Source organism: uncultured Fibrobacter sp. (assembly GCF_947305105.1).
In the GTDB taxonomy this organism is placed as follows: Bacteria; Fibrobacterota; Fibrobacteria; order Fibrobacterales; family Fibrobacteraceae; genus Fibrobacter.
In genome coordinates this window covers 22,755-41,058 of record NZ_CAMZCS010000022.1, presented here as the reverse complement: position 1 = coordinate 41,058, position 18,304 = coordinate 22,755, and the positions used below count along the sequence as shown (strand labels likewise).

The window sequence follows — 18,304 nt, the reverse complement described above, 5'->3', positions numbered from 1 at the left end:
AGTGTCTTATGGCAAAGACAGAAAATAAAAAAGACGATGATGATTACATCCCGCCGTTCAAGCCATAAAATTGAATCGGATTGGATTGGGTGGAAATTAATTATTTCCTGAAACATCTGTAAGTTCTGACACGGCATCGTCGCATATCGCGGCGAGCATACGTTCGTGTGTGCAAACCTCGGGGGAAACCTCGTGAATATTGCCCGTGGAGTAGAACGAAGTACAGGCACATTCGTGTGCATGGCAACGGAACCGCAGGGCGCAACCCTTGCAGTCTTCCTTGTCGCGGTCAAAGAAATCGCGGACGTCTTGGGCGACGGCCCCGCCAAAAATTTTCGCCGGATCGTCGTAAACGTTGCCCATGATATAGGGAGCATCTTTTTTGCTGGAGATAAACCGCGTACAGGGGAAAAGGTTACCATTCGCAGCACAGGCGACAATGCCTTCGGCCACATGGCAACTCGATGTACGGTGACGTTGCCCCGTCAGGCGGAATTTCAGCTTATCCTGAATCGTCCCCAGGTAAAATGGCACTTTTTTGCGTTTGAGTTCCATCCAGAATCCGGCCATTTTCACATATTCAGCCGCAAGAACGTCGAATTCCTCCCCTGTCCACTTGCCGTCAAAATCCACGGCGGCGGTCATGTTCCTTAAACCCTGAGCCTGTATCCAGCGCACCGCATCCGAAAGCGAACGCATATTCTCGCGGGTCACCACCGAAAGCACGACCGTGTCGAGTTTGCGCAATGCGGGAATGTGCGGTTCAATAAGCTTGAAGGAGCCCGCCCCGCCCACCTGCTTGCGGCAAATATTATGATGTGCTTCAGGGCCATCAAGCGAAAGGTATATGCGGAAATTTTCGCGTTTCAGATATTCAATGATGGAATCGTCTAACAATGTACCGTTCGTGTTCACCGCAAAACGCAGGCGAAACTTAGGCGAGGATTTTTCAGCGGCACCCACGCCCACAACGAATTCATCCCCGAAACGCCCGGCGACAAGACTCTTGGCGAACTCCACTCCCCTACGGACAGAATCCATGCAAAGAAGCGGTTCTCCGCCAAAAAACGTGATGTTCAAAAAACGCTGCCCAAGAAACAACGTCCGTTCAAAAGCGAGCCTGATGGCGGCCTCCATAATTTCATTGGACATCACCAAAGAACGGGCCTCGTGGCTCACCTTGTAATAGCAGTAGGTGCAGCGCAGGTTACACCGCTCCGTGAGGGAAAGAACGAGATTCATCAGTCTTTCGGGTCGTCAATGCGAATTACAGGATCCGGATCAGCAACGTCGCCACTCAGCGGCTCCGGTGGTTCAATCGGGTCGCCAGGCAAAGGTTCGGGCTCGCTGCTACTGGAGGACAATTCCGGGATACCGGCCAAAGGCCCTGGTTCTTCGCTGCTGGAAGATTGCGGAGGAGTTACGAAACTGCTAGAAGAGAGTTCCACCAGGATACCACTGGAAGAGTTGGCGTAATACGGCAATGAAGACGAAGATGATTCCATCGGTGGAACGATTTCGCCGGAGGTAATTTCAAGCGTATCCACGGGATAACTGCTAGACGACGATTCAGGCATCACAATCCCCGCCAAGGGCGGATAGAAACTGCTTGACGAAACGCCGACAGGTCCGAGGCTCGACGAAGAACGGGGCTGAGAAGAAGACACCGAAGATGGAGACGAAGATGAAGACTCCGGAGATGGAGATGAAGAAGACAGCCTTATTTCATCCGGATCGGCGACATCACCAGATGGCACATAAGTGCTATCCGATGAATCTGGAGCAGTAACATCGCCAGAGGTCGCCAAATCACACGCAGCAAACATCGAAATCGCTGATACCCCCAAAAACGAAGCCAACACCTTTTGTGTATTGGCCGACCATTCGCGATTCTTTTCGACCTTGCTTTTCCGGATGTCCATAATCATTCTCCTTATACGCTCAATATAAGTATATCTGCGCAAAGCGGGTCAAAAGGGCTTAAAGAAAACGATACCGAGTGATTCAATGCACGAAAAAAGCCCTAAAAAAGGGCTTTTGTATCATATAGCAAGGCGTACTAAGTTGTACGTCAAATTACACTTTCAATTCACCGGCGTCGATATTGCTCCAATCCGGAACAGCCTCGATAGCGGGACGCACTTCCTCAGAAACAAACTTCACAACCTGACCAGGAGCGCGGCCCACGAACTTGCGGAGGTCAAGGATTTCCTTGAGCTTTTCTTCGGTGATGCCGAGCTTCTGGAACTTTTCGTTCTTCAAGACGCGTTCGAGCAAGTCGTTGTCCTTGCCCTGTTCCTTCACGACCTTGCCCGCTTCCATGGACATCACGCGGATTTCTTCGTGGAGTTCCTGACGGTCGCCGCCATTCTTCACGCCTTCCATGATGATGTTTTCGGTAGCCATGAACGGGAGTTCCGCCATGATGCGCTTTTCGATGACCTTCGGATAAACGACGAGGCCGTTGGTCACGTTTTCTGCGATAATGAGCATAGCATCCATAGCGAGGAATGCTTCAGGAATTGCCAAGCGCTTGTTCGCACTGTCGTCAAGCGTACGTTCGAACCACTGCGTCGCCTGAGTGAAGGCGGTGCTGTTGACCTGGGCCATCACGAAACGAGCGAGGGAGCAAATACGTTCGCTGCGCATCGGGTTACGCTTGTAAGCCATGGCAGAGGAACCGATCTGGGTCTTTTCAAACGGTTCTTCCACTTCCTTGACGCCCTGCATGAGGCGCATGTCGGTAGCGAACTTGTGCAAGCTCTGAGCGATGGAGCTGAGCACCTGGTTCACGCGGTTGTCCCACTTACGGGTGTAGGTTTGACCGGTGATGGTGAGCACGCGCTTGAAGCCAGCCTTGGCAGTCACGCGGCGGTCGAGTTCCATAATCTTTTCTTCGTCGCCGTTGAACAGATCCATGAAGCTGGCCTGCGTACCGGTCGTGCCCTTCACTCCGCGGAACGGAAGCACTTCGATGAGGAAGTTGAGTTCTTCGAGGTCGATGAGCATGTCCTGGAGCCAGAGGCAAGCGCGCTTACCCACGGTCGTGAGCTGGGCGGCCTGGAAATGCGTTGCACCGAGCTGGGCCATGTCCTTGTATTCCATCGCAAACTTGGAAAGCTTGTCCATCACGCGGCAAAGGCGCTTGCGCACGAGAATCATCGCCTGCTGCATCTGGATAAGGTCAGTGTTGTCACCCACGAATGCAGACGTTGCACCGAGATGGATGATGCCCTTGGCCTTCGGGCACTGCACGCCGTAAGCGTAAACATGGCTCATCACGTCGTGACGGCGGCGTTTTTCTTCTTCTTCGGCGACTTCGAAGTTGATGTCCTTTTCGTGGGCCTTCAGTTCGTCCACCTGCTCCTGCGTAATCGGGAGGCCGAGTTCCATTTCGGATTCGGCGAGGTAAATCCACAGCTTGCGCCAAGTCTGGAACTTGTACTGCGGGCTGAAGATGAAACTCATTTCCTTGCTGGCGTAACGCTTGATAAGCGGGCTTTCGAACTGATCGCGCATATTTTTGTCCTTTTTTAAGTTTTACAGGAGCAAATGTAGAAAAAAGGCACGGAGCTCGGGGTTCCACGCTCAAGGCTCGGGCCTATTAACCACCAACCGCTACACAAGATTCATCAGGTCGTAGTACATGAGGCGCGTATGCGGGTCGTTATCCACGGCGTTCATGAAGCGGAAACCATTCTTCTCGTAGAACGGGACTGCATTCAAGTAGGCATCGACAGTAAGGAAACGGAAGTTGGCGTGCTCCCGGATTGTCATTGCGAGCCTCGTAGAGGCGAAGCAATCCCAATCTAAATTCAAAATTCATTCTCAAACAAATCCTTCCATTCGGGATTTTGCGACTCAATTAGCTCTATTTTCTTTTTCCGATTGCCTGCCTTTATCTGCTTTTCACGCAATATGGCATCCCTTATATCTTGAAAATACTCGCAATGTCCTAATTTCGTCACATTGTACTTGGCCGTAAATCCATGAAGCCTTTGCTTATGTTCAACCATTCTTTTAGGCAAGTCATTGGTAACACCTGTATAGAGAACACCGCGCGGTTTATTGAAAAGTATATATACCGCCGGTTTCATAACATGCATGACAGAGATTGCTTCGGGGTGTTCCACCCCTCGCAATGACAAATAGACCTGAAATTTTTTATCGCATTACTCGGTTCCAGCCGAATAAAACTGTAATTGGAACTATCTACACATTGTCGAAGCACGGGTCGATACCTCCGTTGGCTGCTTCGCGGGCACGCTTCTCGGCCATCCCCAGCTTGTAAGCCTTTTTCATGAATTCGTAATCCCGCAGGCGCTGGGCACGAACTTCCGGAGGTTCCGGGTGCCGCTCTTCCATACGGGCTAGAAACCGGCGAGCATCCTCGCCGTACAAAATCGGGGTCTCTCGAATTTCGCGAGCCATTTTTCCTCTTTTGTTATGTCCATAAAAGAATGCTGGCATAACGCCAGGCGGCAACCGTTCGGTTACATGGTGTAAATATACCAAAAGGTTATTGGGAATGCAATAGAGGCTCGGGGTTCGAGGCACGAGGCACGAGAAATAGCCGTGAGCAGTGAGCTATGAGCAATGAGCAGTAAAATGGCTGGCGAAACATAACCGAAAAGCGGTTCTTTGCCTATTTTTTGATTGAGGGGCGTATAAGTTGATTTATACGCTCCTGCGTGAAAAAAAGATGCATTTTTCCATTAAGCAAAGAAACACGCCGCACTTCACTTTTCAAAAAAACTCAAGCAAACAATTCCCGCACATATGCGATAAACTTATCTAACGGCCAAATATCATTGCGACGTTCTTCAGGATAAGTCTTGATATATGGTTTAGGGACAATCAGCCTCACCTTCTCTGCTTGCATTTCATTTAATTGAGCAACAGAAATACCTTGTTGCAATGTGCACAGATATTTATAATCGTCTTTCAGTCGATCTGCTTCATTGATGACCTGACGCCAGCGATCTTTACATGTTGTTTTTGCTGCAAGCGAAATCAGTTTGTTTGTAGGATATGCCAAATCATGATATGCTTTTTTAGATGGAAATATGAAATCAGGTCTTTTATTTCCTTCGGTCACTACCTGTTCTTCAAAAGGCAAATGGTTTCCGTCAAATATTGCTGCGAGATGATGTTCTAGACTTTTTCCTGCACGACTTTTTCTCCGATTTAGGACTTGGTTTGCCATGTCAACAAAATCATCAACTGAAAGGAAGCCCTTTGAAACAACATTTCCATAGCGAGAATACTCTACTGCTTTGAAAATATTGTATTCCATATCAGTCCAGTCCAATATTTTCTTATCTGGATTTGTTAGTATCAGTGATTGAGAAGAAATTGTCCTATCACAAATATCTCTTGCTGCGGCAGACATTCTTTTTGAATCGGGGAAATCAATCCCTTTATCATCTATATCTTGAATAAAAGCCTTTATCAAATCATTATTACTTGTTGGCTTACAACCATCAATCAAGCAATTTGTTTCATGAGGAGAAAGGCCAAACGCATCCAAGAATTGATTTATTTCGTCATCTGTATTTAAAATAAATGCTTGATAATTGTCTTCGTCGCATTGGGTAAACACAAATAAGGCACCCGTATATTCCGGTTTGAAAAAAGGTGTATGCGTAATTCTGTATTCGTTTTTTGTGCTTCGCCCATAATAAATGAACCTAACTTCATCTGAAACGAAATCTTCATCAAAATGCCAATAGACAGAAACGAATCTATCTTTATTATCTCCTTTTACTCCAGGAGAATTGAATAAAATCGATGAACTGTTGTGCGGAATATAGATTCCCGCTTGATGGCTTTGCATGGGATCAGTATCATTCGCAGATAAGAACTTGCAAAATGTTTTCTGTCCCAATGTAGCCACCTTAATAGCGTCGGGGGCATTATTTTGCATTTTATTTCAACCTCTCTGCAATTAATCTCGCAACATTCGCCATCAACGGAACGACAACCGAATTTCCAAATTGCTTATATGCCTGCCCATCAGAAACGGTTATTTTGAAAGAGTCCGGAAAGCCCTGCAATCTTGCACATTCGCGTGGAGTCAGTCTTCTCGGATTTTTATTTCGTTGTGCAATGAGAATTTCCGAGCCATCTTTATAGTATCTTGCACTTAAGGTACGCGACACACCATTTAGCGGAGCAATTCCATAGCCGAAGCCGTTTCCTGCAGCCTTATGTTTTGCTGCATACGCTTGTAAATAGCACCATAACTTGTCAGAAAGGGTGTATTTCGAATCAGGTTTTTTCTCAAGAATATCTTTTATAGTTGGTTTCGGCTCTACCGGAGTTATTTCAAACTTAAAATCTATTGGGGTATCGAACCTCTGCCTATCAAAACCGACAATGAGAATACGTTCGCGATGTTGTGGAACAAAATTCTGACCATCCAAGACCTTATAAAAAATTTCGTAATCTAGTTCATCTAATGATTCTTGAATCACCTTGAACGTATTGCCTTTATCGTGACTGCAAAGATTCTTGACATTTTCAAGCATAAACGCTTTCGGACGTTTCGCCTTGATAATACGGCAAACATCAAAGAACAATGTTCCCTGCGTTTTGTCTTCAAAACCTGTTGCCCTTCCTAAACTATTTTTCTTGGAAACTCCGGCAATAGAAAAAGGCTGACACGGAAAGCCAGCCACCAGTACATCATGATCTGGAATTGTTTGTGCGTCAACCTTAGTAATATCTCCATCTGGCATATCACCGAAATTGTCAAAGTATGTTTTTTGGCTAAACTTATTCCATTCGTTTGTGTAAACGCACTTTCCACCTGCGGATTCAAATGCTATTCGCATTCCACCAATTCCTGCAAACAAGTCAATAAAAGTGAACTTGCCGCTCTTGGAACTTATTGTCATCGTGTCGCTCCATTCAGAAAGTGAACGAGTTCACTCTCGCGGGAGCGGTTCTGGCCGGTTCGCTTGGCCGGGGTGCGGGCAAAAAGAAACGGCGGGGAGCCGACTCACTCCTCGCCTAAAAGCGCGACATTTTCAAAAGAATACAATAGCTCGCAACATGTGCAATTGTTCGGCCCTTCAACATGCTCAGGGACCTTACAAAGGCACACCACCCTAAGCGTACAATACGCCCAGGGTACACTACGCCCATGCAACCCACAGGCGAAGGCGAGTTATTGTCTTATTCCTTGTGTATGAAATTGTCGAAGTTTCAAGTAGAGGACAAGAGCAAAACTCAGCGAGTTTACCCTTGTTCTGCACTTATCCAGTCTTTTTCGGAAACAAAAAAGGCGTGGAGTTGAATGCATTTACCTACCTGAGGCCTTCGACTGCCCTACACAAATAAACGCAAACAACTCACGCCCCAAAAGCTTGCTAGGTTTATACGCAGCAGAATGTTTCACATTCTGATATGCATAAACCGCAACAGCTGACGCCAAAGGCGTCCAAAGGCCGCTTGCGTACAGGCAAACTGCTATTAAACAATAGACCATGTAGCAAAACGATGCGGCTGGCACTTGCCGGTCGCAGACGTGAGCGTTCGTCTTATCCTCTGTGTATGAAATTGTCGAAGTTTCAAGTAGAGAACAAGAGAAAACCCTATTTTCACCTTGAAATATAGATTATTGGAATGGCAAAAGATGACAACCACCTCTAGAAAGCCTGTACCAAAACCTTGGAACCGACATTTGTTGAGGTGAAAGAAGAAGCTCGTACCATGCCGAACACAACAGCAGGCCTATCTACACGCTTGAAGAAGGCAAATTGATTCTTATCAAAGAACTATTTAAATTTCGCTCGCGAATTCTTCCATGCTCTTGCGCACGGGGTGGCGCGGCGAGGGGCCTCCTTTTTCGGGGTCGGCATAGCCGACATCCAGGAGGCAAGCGAGTTTCAAGTTATCCGGGAATTCAAAAGCGCTTTCGATGCTTGCCGCGTTGAAGCCGCGAGCCCAGAGGGTCGCAAGCCCAAGATCAGTCGCCTGCATCATCATCGACGTGGTGACAATGCTTGCATCCATCACGCCGCTATTGAACTTGTCGTCGTACTTTTCGGCGGTGTAGCAGTTGGGTTCATCGTAGCAGACCATCAAAACCACGGGAGCATTGTAAGCCATGCGGGTAATGGCGCGAATCTTTTCCAAAGCCTCGGGCGACTTGATGACCTTCACAATCACGGGCTGCGCATTCACCGCCGTCGGGGAAAGTCGGCCCGCTTCGAGCACCTGGGCGAGTTTTTCGGGTTCTACCGCCTTGTCGGTAAAGGCACGGCAGCTGTAACGGTTTTTGGCAAGATCCATGAACGACATATAGGCTCCTTTGTTTTCTCCCAATATAATTTTTGGCTCGGCAAAACTTTGTACTAGACGCAAAGCAACGCAAGCACGGTCGTAAGCGGGGCGCTCCAGTTGATGGCAACTTCGTTACTCGCAAACGAAACTTGTTCGTCCGTATAACCGAATCCCGGCAAAGCGCTAGGATAATGCGGTTCGCGATGTTTGTCTTGGCGGTCGGCGTTGATGCCGCCGACAACAAGACCCGGAATCGGGTCAACGATTCCGTCCGCACCCGAAAGACGGTGGTGCGGGAACATCGGCGAACTCCAGGCCGAACCGGTCACAAAGCTCACGTTCACCGGATTGCGGCCATAGATGAAGTCGACTTGTGCAAAAGCGGCGTTGAGATATTCCGGCTTGTCTTTCCACGACTTCACCACGAGCAATGTCAGCGCGTAGTTAGCGAGCACGCCGTTACTCCCCCACGGGAAATAACGCAATGCAACGCCATAAGCATCTTCTGTAGCCAAGGCAACAATCTTGTCGGCCTCGTGCTCCAAAGCCTCGCGAGCTCTATCGCGGAGTTCCAAATCGCTGTCTTGCAAGGCAAGCGCAATGTAGGCCAGGTTCTCGGTGTCGTGCCAGTTGATATCCGGCCGCGCCGGCATGTCGGCCATGTCTTGGTAAAGTTGGTCGTGGACCTGGATGCAATCCTCAAGAGGCATGTCGCCCATCTCGCGGAACAGCATCGCACGGGCCCAGAAAAACTCGTCGCTATACCGTGCATCGCCGTACGGGCCACTCCCTTCGGTGTACGGAGGGAACCCCACATCGAAATTTTCCTCGGCCCAACGATAAGCCTTGACCGCAGCCGAAAGGCAAACCTTCGCAAAATCGGGATCGGTCTTGGCAAACACTCGATGCGCCTGCGCCAAAGCCGCCGCAAAGTTAAGCGTCGAAGTCGTAGACTTGCCCAGCACAACGCGCTTTTGGCTGTGGTCCGAAACAGTAGGCGTTACAAAGGTGTCCCAGTGTTCCGGAGAGACCTTGAAAAACACGCCGCCATCGTTGTCTTGCATGCGCAAAAAGAATTCCAGTTCAAAACGGATTTCGTCGCGCAAAGCCGAAAGCGAGGGCGCAACTTTAGCCGAACCGAGTTCCAAGGCAAGCATCAACGTCGCGACGCTCACGCCACCATTCACGATATACTTGCCATAGTCGCCGGCATCGTACCAGCCACCATGCGCATTCCACGTCCCTTCGCGGTTCATGGAAGGGTGGAAACCAATCTGGCAATCGAGATGCGCCAAGGGGCGCGCCCACTTACCCGCCGTATCCGGTTTCAGTTCCACGCCGCTGCGCTGGAAATAGAAAGACTTGATGTTCGCGTCCAACTGGGACAGCAACCAGCGGTCCGAGATTTCAAAAAAATGCGATTCCGTTCCGCAGCAAATCTTGTATCGGCCCGGCGCTGTCAACGCAGAGAAATCGCCGACAAGCAAGACTTCCCCACTGTACTCGCAGGGGCCGCGATACGCGAGATTCCCTTCCAAGGCGACCTCGCCCGCTTCTGAAACGATCTGGAACTTGGGCCCCGAGACAACGTCGATATCCTCGGCCGAAAAGGTGAAATATCCCTCGGCAAGTGCATGGTTGCCCGCAGCAATTTCCAGCGGTTCGCCCTCGTTAATGGCGACAAAAAAATGCTTGGGAGCGCGGCATGCGTAGCCGACATGATTGTAACGGAGGTATGCGGTCAGGCCTTTAAAATCCATGTGACAAGGATAGAATTTTTCAAACAACTCATAAAAAAAGGCCGCCCGCAGGCGGCCACAAATTCGCATCTCGAAAAATTAGAGGTCCATCAAGCAACGGACAGAAGCGCCGATGCCCTTCGGAGACGGATTATACATCGTATTGTCCGCATAGTTTGCAAACACAAGTGTATAAGCCTTCGTGTATGCGTTATTATCCTTCTCTTCGGAAGCAATCCAGAAAACAGCCAATTCTTCACCTTGAATAACACTGATTTCTGCATCACCTTCAACAGGAGAGAAACTTCCAGACGGCACAATATTCAGGCCCAGCAAATCTTCTCCGTTGCCATCCACATCAGTAGACACTTCTGCCCATCCAGTCGTGGACTTGAGAGCCTTGCCCATAGTCATAGAGCTCATGCCATTTGCATTCTTGCCATTATAGTTGAGCAAATTATAAAGTTCCGTTTCGTTCGGCATATGCCAGCCATCGGGACAAATACCCTGGTAATAGGATTGGTTCATCTTCTGCTTGGTATTCGATTCCGATGTTGCAACATTGGCAGCAGACCACCAGTCATAAAGGCGTCCGGCCTCATCGCAAGTTTCTGTGCCGTTGCTGCAAATAGATTCACCTTCCAAATCGGTGCCATAGCTCAAATTCTGAGCCATCCAGACCTGAGTCACGCCACCAAATTCGAGAACAACGTAGTCATACGCATGCCCACCCTCGCGCGGGTCGCAGAACTGCTTACGCTGGTCAATTGTTTCACCAGCGCAAGTTGCGCTCAACGCGGTCACCTTGCCCAGGAGGCAGAAGCTTTCGGCCGGATCGTATGCGGCAGAACCACAAAGAGCCTTGCTCAATACAACATCGCCACCTTCGCAAGCGAACGTCACGACACCATTTTCATCGCTAACGAGCGTACATCCGCCCTCAACAGAAACCGTCGACGAACCAGCCTTTCCGTCGTAAAGGGTGTCCACGTCGGATCCGCAAGTGATTTCAACACCGACACCATCCAACGACTTCAAGGAACAAGCATCGCCCTGTTCGCCCTTCTGTCCGACTCCGGCCTTGCCATTATAAAGAGTATCGACATCGGAACCACAAGTGACCACGACACCGCCTTCGATTTCGCTCAAGGTACAACCGTCACCGGCATCACCCTTATCACCCTTGCTGCCCTTGGCACCCTTTTCACCCTTGTCGCCCTTTTCACCGGTTTCGCCTTTTTCACCAGGTTCGCCTGTCGGGCCCCTCATGGTTTCGCCACCAAACGGCAACCATTCCTTGTTGGAGCAGAAAAAAGCCATGCTGGAATCAGCCACGTAAATGAGCTTCCCATCGTGGTCGTCATCGCAATCAGGCCTTTCATCGCCGGCAGCGACAAGATCCATACCGACAGTCGGTGTGGTGGTTTCGTAAACCTTTGTAACATCATCGCCACTGCAAGCGAAAAACGCCATAGCCGCAGCAGACAAACCGAAAGAACGCACTAATTTTTTCATAGTTCTCCTTTGACAAACTAGTTTTTTGGAAATATAGCTTATACTTCAAAATAAATTAGACAAAGGAACAACTTAATCCAAAAATGCCGTCATTTTGGACAAAAAACGATACAGTTGATACAGAATTTACCCCTATTTCAGTTGAAAGTCTTGTTTTGCCCCCTCCCAGAAAGTAAAATTAGGGTGTGTATGGGTTTGCAGGGGGCTATATGACATTGAAAAAGACTTTAATATTTGGACTATTGGCGGTAACTGCTGTGAGCGCAAAAGACTATTCAGGTGCAGAACTTTATACCAGCGAAACCTGGATGTACGGCAAGTTCGAAGCGCGCATGAAAATGGCAGCCGGTTCGGGAACCGTCAGTTCCATGTTCCTCTACCACAACGATTCCTACCTGGGCGGAAACGAGCCCTGGGTCGAAGTGGATATCGAAATTCTGGGCAAGAACCCCAACAGTTTCCAGTCCAACATCATTACAGGCTTCGGCCCCGGAAACGGACAGCCGGACCGCAAGGTGACTAGCGAAGACCACCACGCCATCAACCCCGCATCCAACGAATCCTTCCATACTTACGGCATGGAATGGACTCCGGATTATGTGGCCTGGATTCTCGACGGCAAGGTCATCCGCAAGACAGTCAAGGGACAGGGAGACAACAACCAAGTGGAAGACCTTGGCAAGAAGGAACAAGGCCTCCGCTTCAACCTCTGGTCCCACGAAGACGCCGGCTGGGTCGGTGCCTGGAACGACAATATCCTGCCAGTTTACCAGTTCATCAACTGGGTCAAGGTCTACAAGTACACCCCGGGCGCAGGTGAAAACGGCAGCGACTTTACCCTGGACTGGAGCGACGACTTCGATACATTCAACAGTACCCGTTGGCTGAAAGGCGACTGGACATTTGACGGCAACCGAGTCGATATCAGCCCGAGCAACATCTTTACCAAGGACGGCATGGTCATCATCGCCCTCACTAAGAAGGGCCAGGAAGGCTTCAACGGCCAGATGCCCACCGATCCCGAAGGAGACCTGAAGAGCCAGCAGAACCCGCCGACTCCGGCATCGTCCAGCAGCGCACAGCAGGATAACCCGCCATCTCCGGCATCGTCCAGCAGCGCACAGCAACAGAACCCGCCGACTCCGGCATCCTCTAGCAGCGCACAGCAGCAGGACAACCCGCCAAATCCGGCATCATCCAGCAGCATACAGCAGGCCATACCCAAGGCTCCGCGCACCCACGAAGCCTACAACATCGACCTGCGCTACTTCAATGCCAAGGGTGTCCCGGTGAAGAAGGACAACAGCCAACACATCAAGGTTTTCTCCAAATAACATACACATAAAGAATCCCACCCCCAAACAACCAGCCTGTGTGGACACGTGCCACACAGGTTTTTTTACAATGTCCATAGCCGAGTTTTGTACCAATCAGGTATTTTGTCAGAATCTTCTAGAGCCGAAAAAAAGAACATCCTGCTTATATCGGCCTCTTTAGACACATTCCATTTACTAATATCGCCATTAAATTTGGAATGATAAAACATCAAAACCATATTGTCTACTTTTGACACATTCCACTTGCTAATATCGCCATTAAAATCGGCAAATTGAAACATGCAATTCATATCAGTCACGTTCGATACATCCCATTTGCTAATATTGCCGTTGAATTGCGAATTAAGGAACATGCCACTCATATCGGTGACTTTCGAAACTTTCCACTTGCTTATGTTACCATTAAATTTAGACCTACAGAACATGCCGTTCATATCAGTTACATTCGACACATCCCATTTGCTGATATCGCCGTTGAATTGCGATTTAAAGAACATGCAGTTCATATTAGTAACATTTGACACCTTCCACTTGCTGATATCGCCATTAAATTCAGAACCGCAGAACATCTCGCTCATGTCAGTAACATTTTTCACTTTCCATTTACTGATATCACCATTGAAAGAAGAGCAATAGAACAAGCCGCTCATATCGGTCACTTTAGAGACATCAATGGAATTAAGGTCGCAATTTAAACCCTCTTTTTTAATACATTCTTCAATAAGTTGTTCAAGATGTTCTCGATTAAGAGCAACGATTTTTTTACTTAGAATAGACATAAACAATTCCTTTAACGAGTCTCAGGACAGTAATTAAAATTGATTGTCCTGGACGCTTTAGAATGGTAATAGAAATACCTAGAATAATTCGTTTCATTATTCACAAGAACAACAATTCTCACTTTAGAACGATCCTTGATACCTTTTTCAGACAAATCTATCATAATGCTTTCTTTATAGCCCAAAGCCCAAGTGATTGTCTTTGTAGAAATATTCCCCGTTTTGGGGTCCTGACTTTGAATTCTTACTTTCACAGGTTTTACATAATCGTTTTTAAACTTTACTTTTAAAACAGGATCTTCAGGCACAAGATTTGTAGATCCATAACTCAAATCTGGACCGGAGTAAAATGTCACATCATGAAATAGGCGCTTAAACTCGTCAACTTCTAGCAGGAACAATCCATCTGAGTTGTAGGGATCGTTACTGCCCTCAAGCTCCATAAAAACATCCATCCACCCACTATATGAATTCATCAGATTAAAACCGCTTCTTATGAACCACGATTTATGATAAACCTTTGGATTCTTCTTTAGCTGCTTAGGATTGCGACCATGTGGATTACGAAGCACTACATACTTTTTCGAGTTTTTTGTGATTGCAAATAAAAGCGAATACGAATGACCAATATGAAGACCTATATTCAAATAGTCTTCTTCAGTTCCATCTTTTCCACAACTGATTTTCTCCCCATTAATCACTTTTGTTTTACGATGAATAGCCGCACAAGATGGTCGAAAATGTGCTTTTTCAGCAATTTCATAGATTGCATCACAATCCAAAGAAGACAAATCCTTGACAGTCACCTTTTCTGTATGTAGCAATTCCTTCATTGCCGCAGCAGCTTTCCCTCCATTTATAAGAGGAACTCGTACACCACAATTATTCGCTGCATTCCTAGACAGCATATAGGGATAATCAGAAGTACATTTTTCTAGAAATTTTGCGTAAGCTTTTTCATAAACCGCAGGCCAGCACGGATCTTTGCTCGATTTTTTACTTGGAAGCTTTCCCCCATTTATACGATACGACTTCTCTTTAGGGCCACTCGCACCATAATTAAGACCGTCTTTATCTACAAGTACATCTTCAGACACAACAATTGTCTGTACCGTTTTTTTCTTGTCGCTCCAAGCTTGAGAAGATTCGTATTGGCTACTATTGGGGACATAAAAATCAATTGCATGCCAAGGGGCATATTTTGCTATTCTTCCAGTTTTTTTACCCCATTTTCCCCTAAGCGCAGTTACATTCTTAATCAAAAACGGATTGACAAAAGCTATAGAGCACAAAGCGGATAGAAAATAACAGTCCCCAATGCCATTTTGGCAAACATCACGCCAATGAACGGTTTCATTGAAAAAATACCCTTTATCTCTCCATTTTAAGCCTACAGGCAAATAAAAATCATCTTCACTTGTAGGGCTAGAAAGATCGTCATCATAGAGAACCTTCTTTTTGGCTTCATCCGAGACTTGCTTATGCAATAGGAATTTGACAACATCCTTGCGACGTTGTTCAAGATTTGATATTTTTGTACTTTTTTTAGATTGCGGCCTCGCAAACTTTTTCAGTAGCGAATCAAGCCTTATCTCGGCATCTTCTTCTGAAATAACAACAAAATTGCCTTTTGCATTTGTTGAGATTTGCGGATTCAAAAGGGTTGAAGCATTTTGCATAAACCCCTTTTTAGTTATGCCTAAGCATTCTGCGATAGTATCATACTCGTCTTTTTTTTCAGACCAATTGATTCGTTCGCCCTTGATCAGTTCAGCAACACTAAAGGGATCCGGACAACCATCAAAGATATTGTTATTTGCCATTATATAATTCCTTTTTGGGGAAGAGGATGTGTGCATATAATTTCATTTATAATTCTTTTTTCAGGTTATTCACCAACGAACTTACTTGAATAAAGGCACTTATTCTTTTTTTTATCATGTCATTTTTATATTTATTCCATCCCACATAATAATCCAATACGCGTTCGCAACTATTGCAACATTTTATCATTTCTTCATACAACTGTTTTAATACGACTTTCCCACCACTTCGCATTTGATTTTTCAACGGATCACCATCTTTAGAACATATTTCCTTGTTTATATAAATACAGTCATCTAATATTTCACTAAATGATTTATTAATCAAATCTATTTTTTTTAAATACCCTTCGATTTTCTTTCCCTTATTTCTAATAAAATCGAAAGGAAACGATTTGACCACGTCTAATATCATTTCGTTTATATTCTGAATCATTTTTTTATATATAATCGAACGAATAACTAATGTTTGCTTTGTGTTATAACACAAAAGTTGCTCACTCTCCTTAATTCCTTCTTTTTGATACTGAAAACCAGAACGAGTATTGTTTAATATTTTGTTACGATCTGCCAATTTATAAAGACCTTTCACAAAAGCAATAATATCTTTTTTACTATATCCAACAACAGCCATATATAAAAATGCTTCCGAGCAATCTCTCGCCATGTCAGCATTTAATGTATGTTTATAAAATTCTGTATGGTTATTACCAGACTTTGCATTTGGATTTACATAGTTATTTTGAACATTTCCATTAGCCACAAGATAGGGCCTTATAAAAACATCTGCATGCTGATGTTTTTTATCATCTTGTTCACTATAATCTGCAAACAAAATTATGGGAGGCGCCATCAATGTCAAATAATCGCGAAATTTTTTTTGTTTTTCAATACCATCCGTTTTCTTCTCATAATTTTTTTCATATACCTTAAACTCCTCAATGTTGAAAACATCAATATTAATAGAAATATTATCTTCTTCACTTTTAACATCAACCTCAAACGAATCGTCATATGGAAAGACTTGAAATGGATTAAAACACCTTTTCGAATGCGAAGGAACAAAGCTATCTTGGATTATATGAACAGCCATTCCTAAAGCAACCGATCCCGCATCTAATTTGGAATTATTTCCAAAAAATTCTCCAATAGTCATTTGAGCAAAAGAACTCATTGATTTCTTTTCAACTTTGAAATTGATACAAATTTCATCACAATACCATTCATCGACAAGATATGTTGCATGCTCTTTCAAAAAATCGACAATTTTATGTCCAAATTCAATTTGATCATCTTCAGTTTTTTGTGTATTTGGTTTATATTGTACAGGGAAATTTTTATCAGAACTTTTGAGCATCTCTCCAATCATAGCCCAAAAAACATCCTTTTCATCAATCAATGTCAAATAATCAATAAAAGACAATTCTTGAATTTTTTTTCTTTTACCACTATCAATATTGATGGGTTCAACCTCAATATTATAGAAAACATCTATACAAAATTCCATCCAACGTAATATTTTTTTTCTATTTAATTGACGATTGCCACCACTGCAATCCATTGAATGCAGAAATTGCATAAATCCATGATGACTTGAATTTAAGAACGAATCATCTTCCGCAATATAATGTATTCCAAACGCAACATTGCCATAATGAAATCTGTCATTTACACTAGAGCCCAAAATAACAGACGACATATCTAACTTTCTTAATACAGGTTCATCAGCAAAAGAACTTTTTTGTTTTATAAGAACATATACATCTTCATCTTTTAAACGTTTTATGTATGTAGTTTCGCGAATTCCTGTTCTAACAGAATCAGCAATTGCATTAAATTCAACAGCAGTACACTTTCCATTTCCACGAAAAGCATGTACATCTGTCTTCACCACATAAGATTTTTCATTCCATTCAACAGGCTGATTTGGATTAATTTTTATTAGATCCTTATATTTTTTTATTTGATCTTCACAGTCTTCAATTTCTTTATCCACTTGCAACAAAAGAGTCATATCATTTTCAGAAGATTCTTTTAGTAGTTCATCATGCCACATTTTCAACGCTTTAATCTGATCATTACATTTATTAATTTGACGAACAAGATTGTTATGTCGTTCTATTATCCCATCATCAAATGCTGTTTTAAAACGAACAGAAGCGGACAAATCATCCAGCAATTTCCCCAAAGCGTCCACAGTAAATGTTTCATGAATTCCAGTAACCTTACAATCAGTTTGTACATCCAAATACATTTTTGTCAAATCATCTGGATAATCCTTAGAAAGCGTCTCTATAGTTTTTTTATATTGATCAACATGTTTGCTACCATTTTTAATATAAGCCGAAGCATACCCATCAACAGCCCATGTAAGCGGTTTCACATTTCTATAGCAACAAAGACCAAGCCGCCCAGCATTTTTTTTTGAAAAAAACATGCCTAAAATTTTTTTCCATTCTCCAGTCAAAACAAGTCTTTGCGCAATTATAGACGCTTCGTATTCCAATTGATTCTGATTTTCTTCTATAAAAGCATCAAATTCTGCTCTTTGCATTTTAGAAGATAAAATTGCTTGTTGGTAAATATGAACAAACTCATGTAGTAATACCTGCAAAAAAAAACGAACTGATACATTTCTCTTAAGCACACTATTAAAAAATTTTCTTGCAAGAAATACAACATTTCCCGAAGCTTCCGCAAGTATGTTCTCAGGCATATCCTTCACCGAAACACACAATTGATTCCATTCAAGAAGCTCAATTTGATTGTAATAAATTTTGTTCATAATTAGACAACAACCTTTTCAAAAGCCAAATAGCCAT

The 18,304-nt window shown here is 44.9% G+C and carries 14 protein-coding genes and 1 pseudogene; 1 reads left to right on the top strand and 14 read right to left on the bottom strand.

The genetic code is table 11. From position 1 onward, the window contains the following. Positions 1-96: 96 nt before the first annotated feature. The 11 genes and pseudogenes from Q0Y46_RS10445 to Q0Y46_RS10395 form a co-directional block, all read right to left on the bottom strand. Positions 97-1,242, bottom strand: coding sequence for a radical SAM protein (locus Q0Y46_RS10445; RefSeq protein WP_297947220.1), 1,146 nt, complete (start codon positions 1,240-1,242; stop codon positions 97-99). After that, complete coding sequence (locus Q0Y46_RS10440; protein WP_297947218.1) at positions 1,242-1,922, bottom strand: hypothetical protein; 681 nt, start codon at positions 1,920-1,922, stop codon at positions 1,242-1,244. The genes Q0Y46_RS10445 and Q0Y46_RS10440 overlap by 1 nt, the downstream gene beginning before the upstream one ends. A 154-nt stretch (positions 1,923-2,076) precedes the next feature. Next, entirely contained in the window at positions 2,077-3,519 is a 1,443-nt protein-coding gene (purB, locus tag Q0Y46_RS10435) for an adenylosuccinate lyase (protein ID WP_297947216.1), read from the bottom strand. Between the two features lie 99 nt (positions 3,520-3,618). After that, positions 3,619-3,750: pseudogene (locus Q0Y46_RS10430) on the bottom strand (GNAT family N-acetyltransferase); the annotation flags it as partial. A 65-nt stretch (positions 3,751-3,815) separates the two neighbouring features. Beyond that, positions 3,816-4,097, bottom strand: coding sequence for a GIY-YIG nuclease family protein (locus Q0Y46_RS10425; RefSeq protein WP_366522522.1), 282 nt, complete (start codon positions 4,095-4,097; stop codon positions 3,816-3,818). 115 nt (positions 4,098-4,212) lie between these two features. Further along, positions 4,213-4,431 (bottom strand): hypothetical protein, encoded by a 219-nt coding sequence (locus Q0Y46_RS10420; RefSeq protein ID WP_295678121.1) that lies wholly within the window; start codon positions 4,429-4,431, stop codon positions 4,213-4,215. Positions 4,432-4,756: 325 nt separating this feature from the next. Then, positions 4,757-5,926 (bottom strand): type II restriction endonuclease, encoded by a 1,170-nt coding sequence (locus tag Q0Y46_RS10415; protein ID WP_297947210.1) that lies wholly within the window; start codon positions 5,924-5,926, stop codon positions 4,757-4,759. Position 5,927: 1 nt separating this feature from the next. Continuing rightward, positions 5,928-6,899, bottom strand: a complete 972-nt coding sequence (dcm, locus tag Q0Y46_RS10410; protein WP_295678118.1) for a DNA (cytosine-5-)-methyltransferase — start codon at positions 6,897-6,899, stop codon at positions 5,928-5,930. A gap of 886 nt (positions 6,900-7,785) precedes the next feature. Continuing rightward, positions 7,786-8,307 (bottom strand): nitroreductase family protein, encoded by a 522-nt coding sequence (locus Q0Y46_RS10405; RefSeq protein WP_297947207.1) that lies wholly within the window; start codon positions 8,305-8,307, stop codon positions 7,786-7,788. A gap of 53 nt (positions 8,308-8,360) precedes the next feature. Then, complete coding sequence (locus Q0Y46_RS10400; protein ID WP_297947205.1) at positions 8,361-10,049, bottom strand: glycoside hydrolase family 9 protein; 1,689 nt, start codon at positions 10,047-10,049, stop codon at positions 8,361-8,363. Positions 10,050-10,127: 78 nt separating this feature from the next. Beyond that, positions 10,128-11,543, bottom strand: a complete 1,416-nt coding sequence (locus tag Q0Y46_RS10395; protein ID WP_295678113.1) for an FISUMP domain-containing protein — start codon at positions 11,541-11,543, stop codon at positions 10,128-10,130. A gap of 209 nt (positions 11,544-11,752) precedes the next feature. On the opposite strand from Q0Y46_RS10395, the gene Q0Y46_RS10390 reads away from it, so the two are divergent. Next, complete coding sequence (locus tag Q0Y46_RS10390; protein WP_366522521.1) at positions 11,753-12,877, top strand: family 16 glycosylhydrolase; 1,125 nt, start codon at positions 11,753-11,755, stop codon at positions 12,875-12,877. Between the two features lie 65 nt (positions 12,878-12,942). On the opposite strand, the gene Q0Y46_RS10385 is transcribed toward Q0Y46_RS10390, so the two are convergent. From Q0Y46_RS10385 to Q0Y46_RS10375, 3 genes are read right to left on the bottom strand one after another with little or no spacing between them, the layout of a single operon-like run. Continuing rightward, positions 12,943-13,659 carry a BspA family leucine-rich repeat surface protein gene (locus Q0Y46_RS10385; protein ID WP_297947202.1) on the bottom strand — a complete coding sequence of 239 codons (717 nt, stop codon included), beginning with the start codon at positions 13,657-13,659 and terminating at the stop codon, positions 12,943-12,945. A gap of 11 nt (positions 13,660-13,670) precedes the next feature. After that, positions 13,671-15,482 carry a hypothetical protein gene (locus Q0Y46_RS10380; RefSeq protein WP_297947200.1) on the bottom strand — a complete coding sequence of 604 codons (1,812 nt, stop codon included), beginning with the start codon at positions 15,480-15,482 and terminating at the stop codon, positions 13,671-13,673. Between the two features lie 46 nt (positions 15,483-15,528). Then, complete coding sequence (locus Q0Y46_RS10375; RefSeq protein WP_297947198.1) at positions 15,529-18,267, bottom strand: hypothetical protein; 2,739 nt, start codon at positions 18,265-18,267, stop codon at positions 15,529-15,531. Positions 18,268-18,304 lie beyond the last annotated feature (37 nt).

Bases quoted from the DNA above. Each gene is read 5' to 3' on its own strand.
- Q0Y46_RS10445 (WP_297947220.1), bottom strand. From the start codon at position 1,242: ATGAATCTCGTTCTTTCCCTCACGGAGCGGTGTAACCTGCGCTGCACC.
- Q0Y46_RS10440 (WP_297947218.1), bottom strand. From the start codon at position 1,922: ATGGACATCCGGAAAAGCAAGGTCGAAAAGAATCGCGAATGGTCGGCC.
- purB (WP_297947216.1), bottom strand. From the start codon at position 3,519: ATGCGCGATCAGTTCGAAAGCCCGCTTATCAAGCGTTACGCCAGCAAG.
- Q0Y46_RS10425 (WP_366522522.1), bottom strand. From the start codon at position 4,097: ATGAAACCGGCGGTATATATACTTTTCAATAAACCGCGCGGTGTTCTC.
- Q0Y46_RS10420 (WP_295678121.1), bottom strand. From the start codon at position 4,431: ATGGCTCGCGAAATTCGAGAGACCCCGATTTTGTACGGCGAGGATGCT.
- Q0Y46_RS10415 (WP_297947210.1), bottom strand. From the start codon at position 5,926: ATGCAAAATAATGCCCCCGACGCTATTAAGGTGGCTACATTGGGACAG.
- dcm (WP_295678118.1), bottom strand. From the start codon at position 6,899: ATGACAATAAGTTCCAAGAGCGGCAAGTTCACTTTTATTGACTTGTTT.
- Q0Y46_RS10405 (WP_297947207.1), bottom strand. From the start codon at position 8,307: ATGTCGTTCATGGATCTTGCCAAAAACCGTTACAGCTGCCGTGCCTTT.
- Q0Y46_RS10400 (WP_297947205.1), bottom strand. From the start codon at position 10,049: ATGGATTTTAAAGGCCTGACCGCATACCTCCGTTACAATCATGTCGGC.
- Q0Y46_RS10395 (WP_295678113.1), bottom strand. From the start codon at position 11,543: ATGAAAAAATTAGTGCGTTCTTTCGGTTTGTCTGCTGCGGCTATGGCG.
- Q0Y46_RS10390 (WP_366522521.1), top strand. From the start codon at position 11,753: ATGACATTGAAAAAGACTTTAATATTTGGACTATTGGCGGTAACTGCT.
- Q0Y46_RS10385 (WP_297947202.1), bottom strand. From the start codon at position 13,659: ATGTCTATTCTAAGTAAAAAAATCGTTGCTCTTAATCGAGAACATCTT.
- Q0Y46_RS10380 (WP_297947200.1), bottom strand. From the start codon at position 15,482: ATGGCAAATAACAATATCTTTGATGGTTGTCCGGATCCCTTTAGTGTT.
- Q0Y46_RS10375 (WP_297947198.1), bottom strand. From the start codon at position 18,267: ATGAACAAAATTTATTACAATCAAATTGAGCTTCTTGAATGGAATCAA.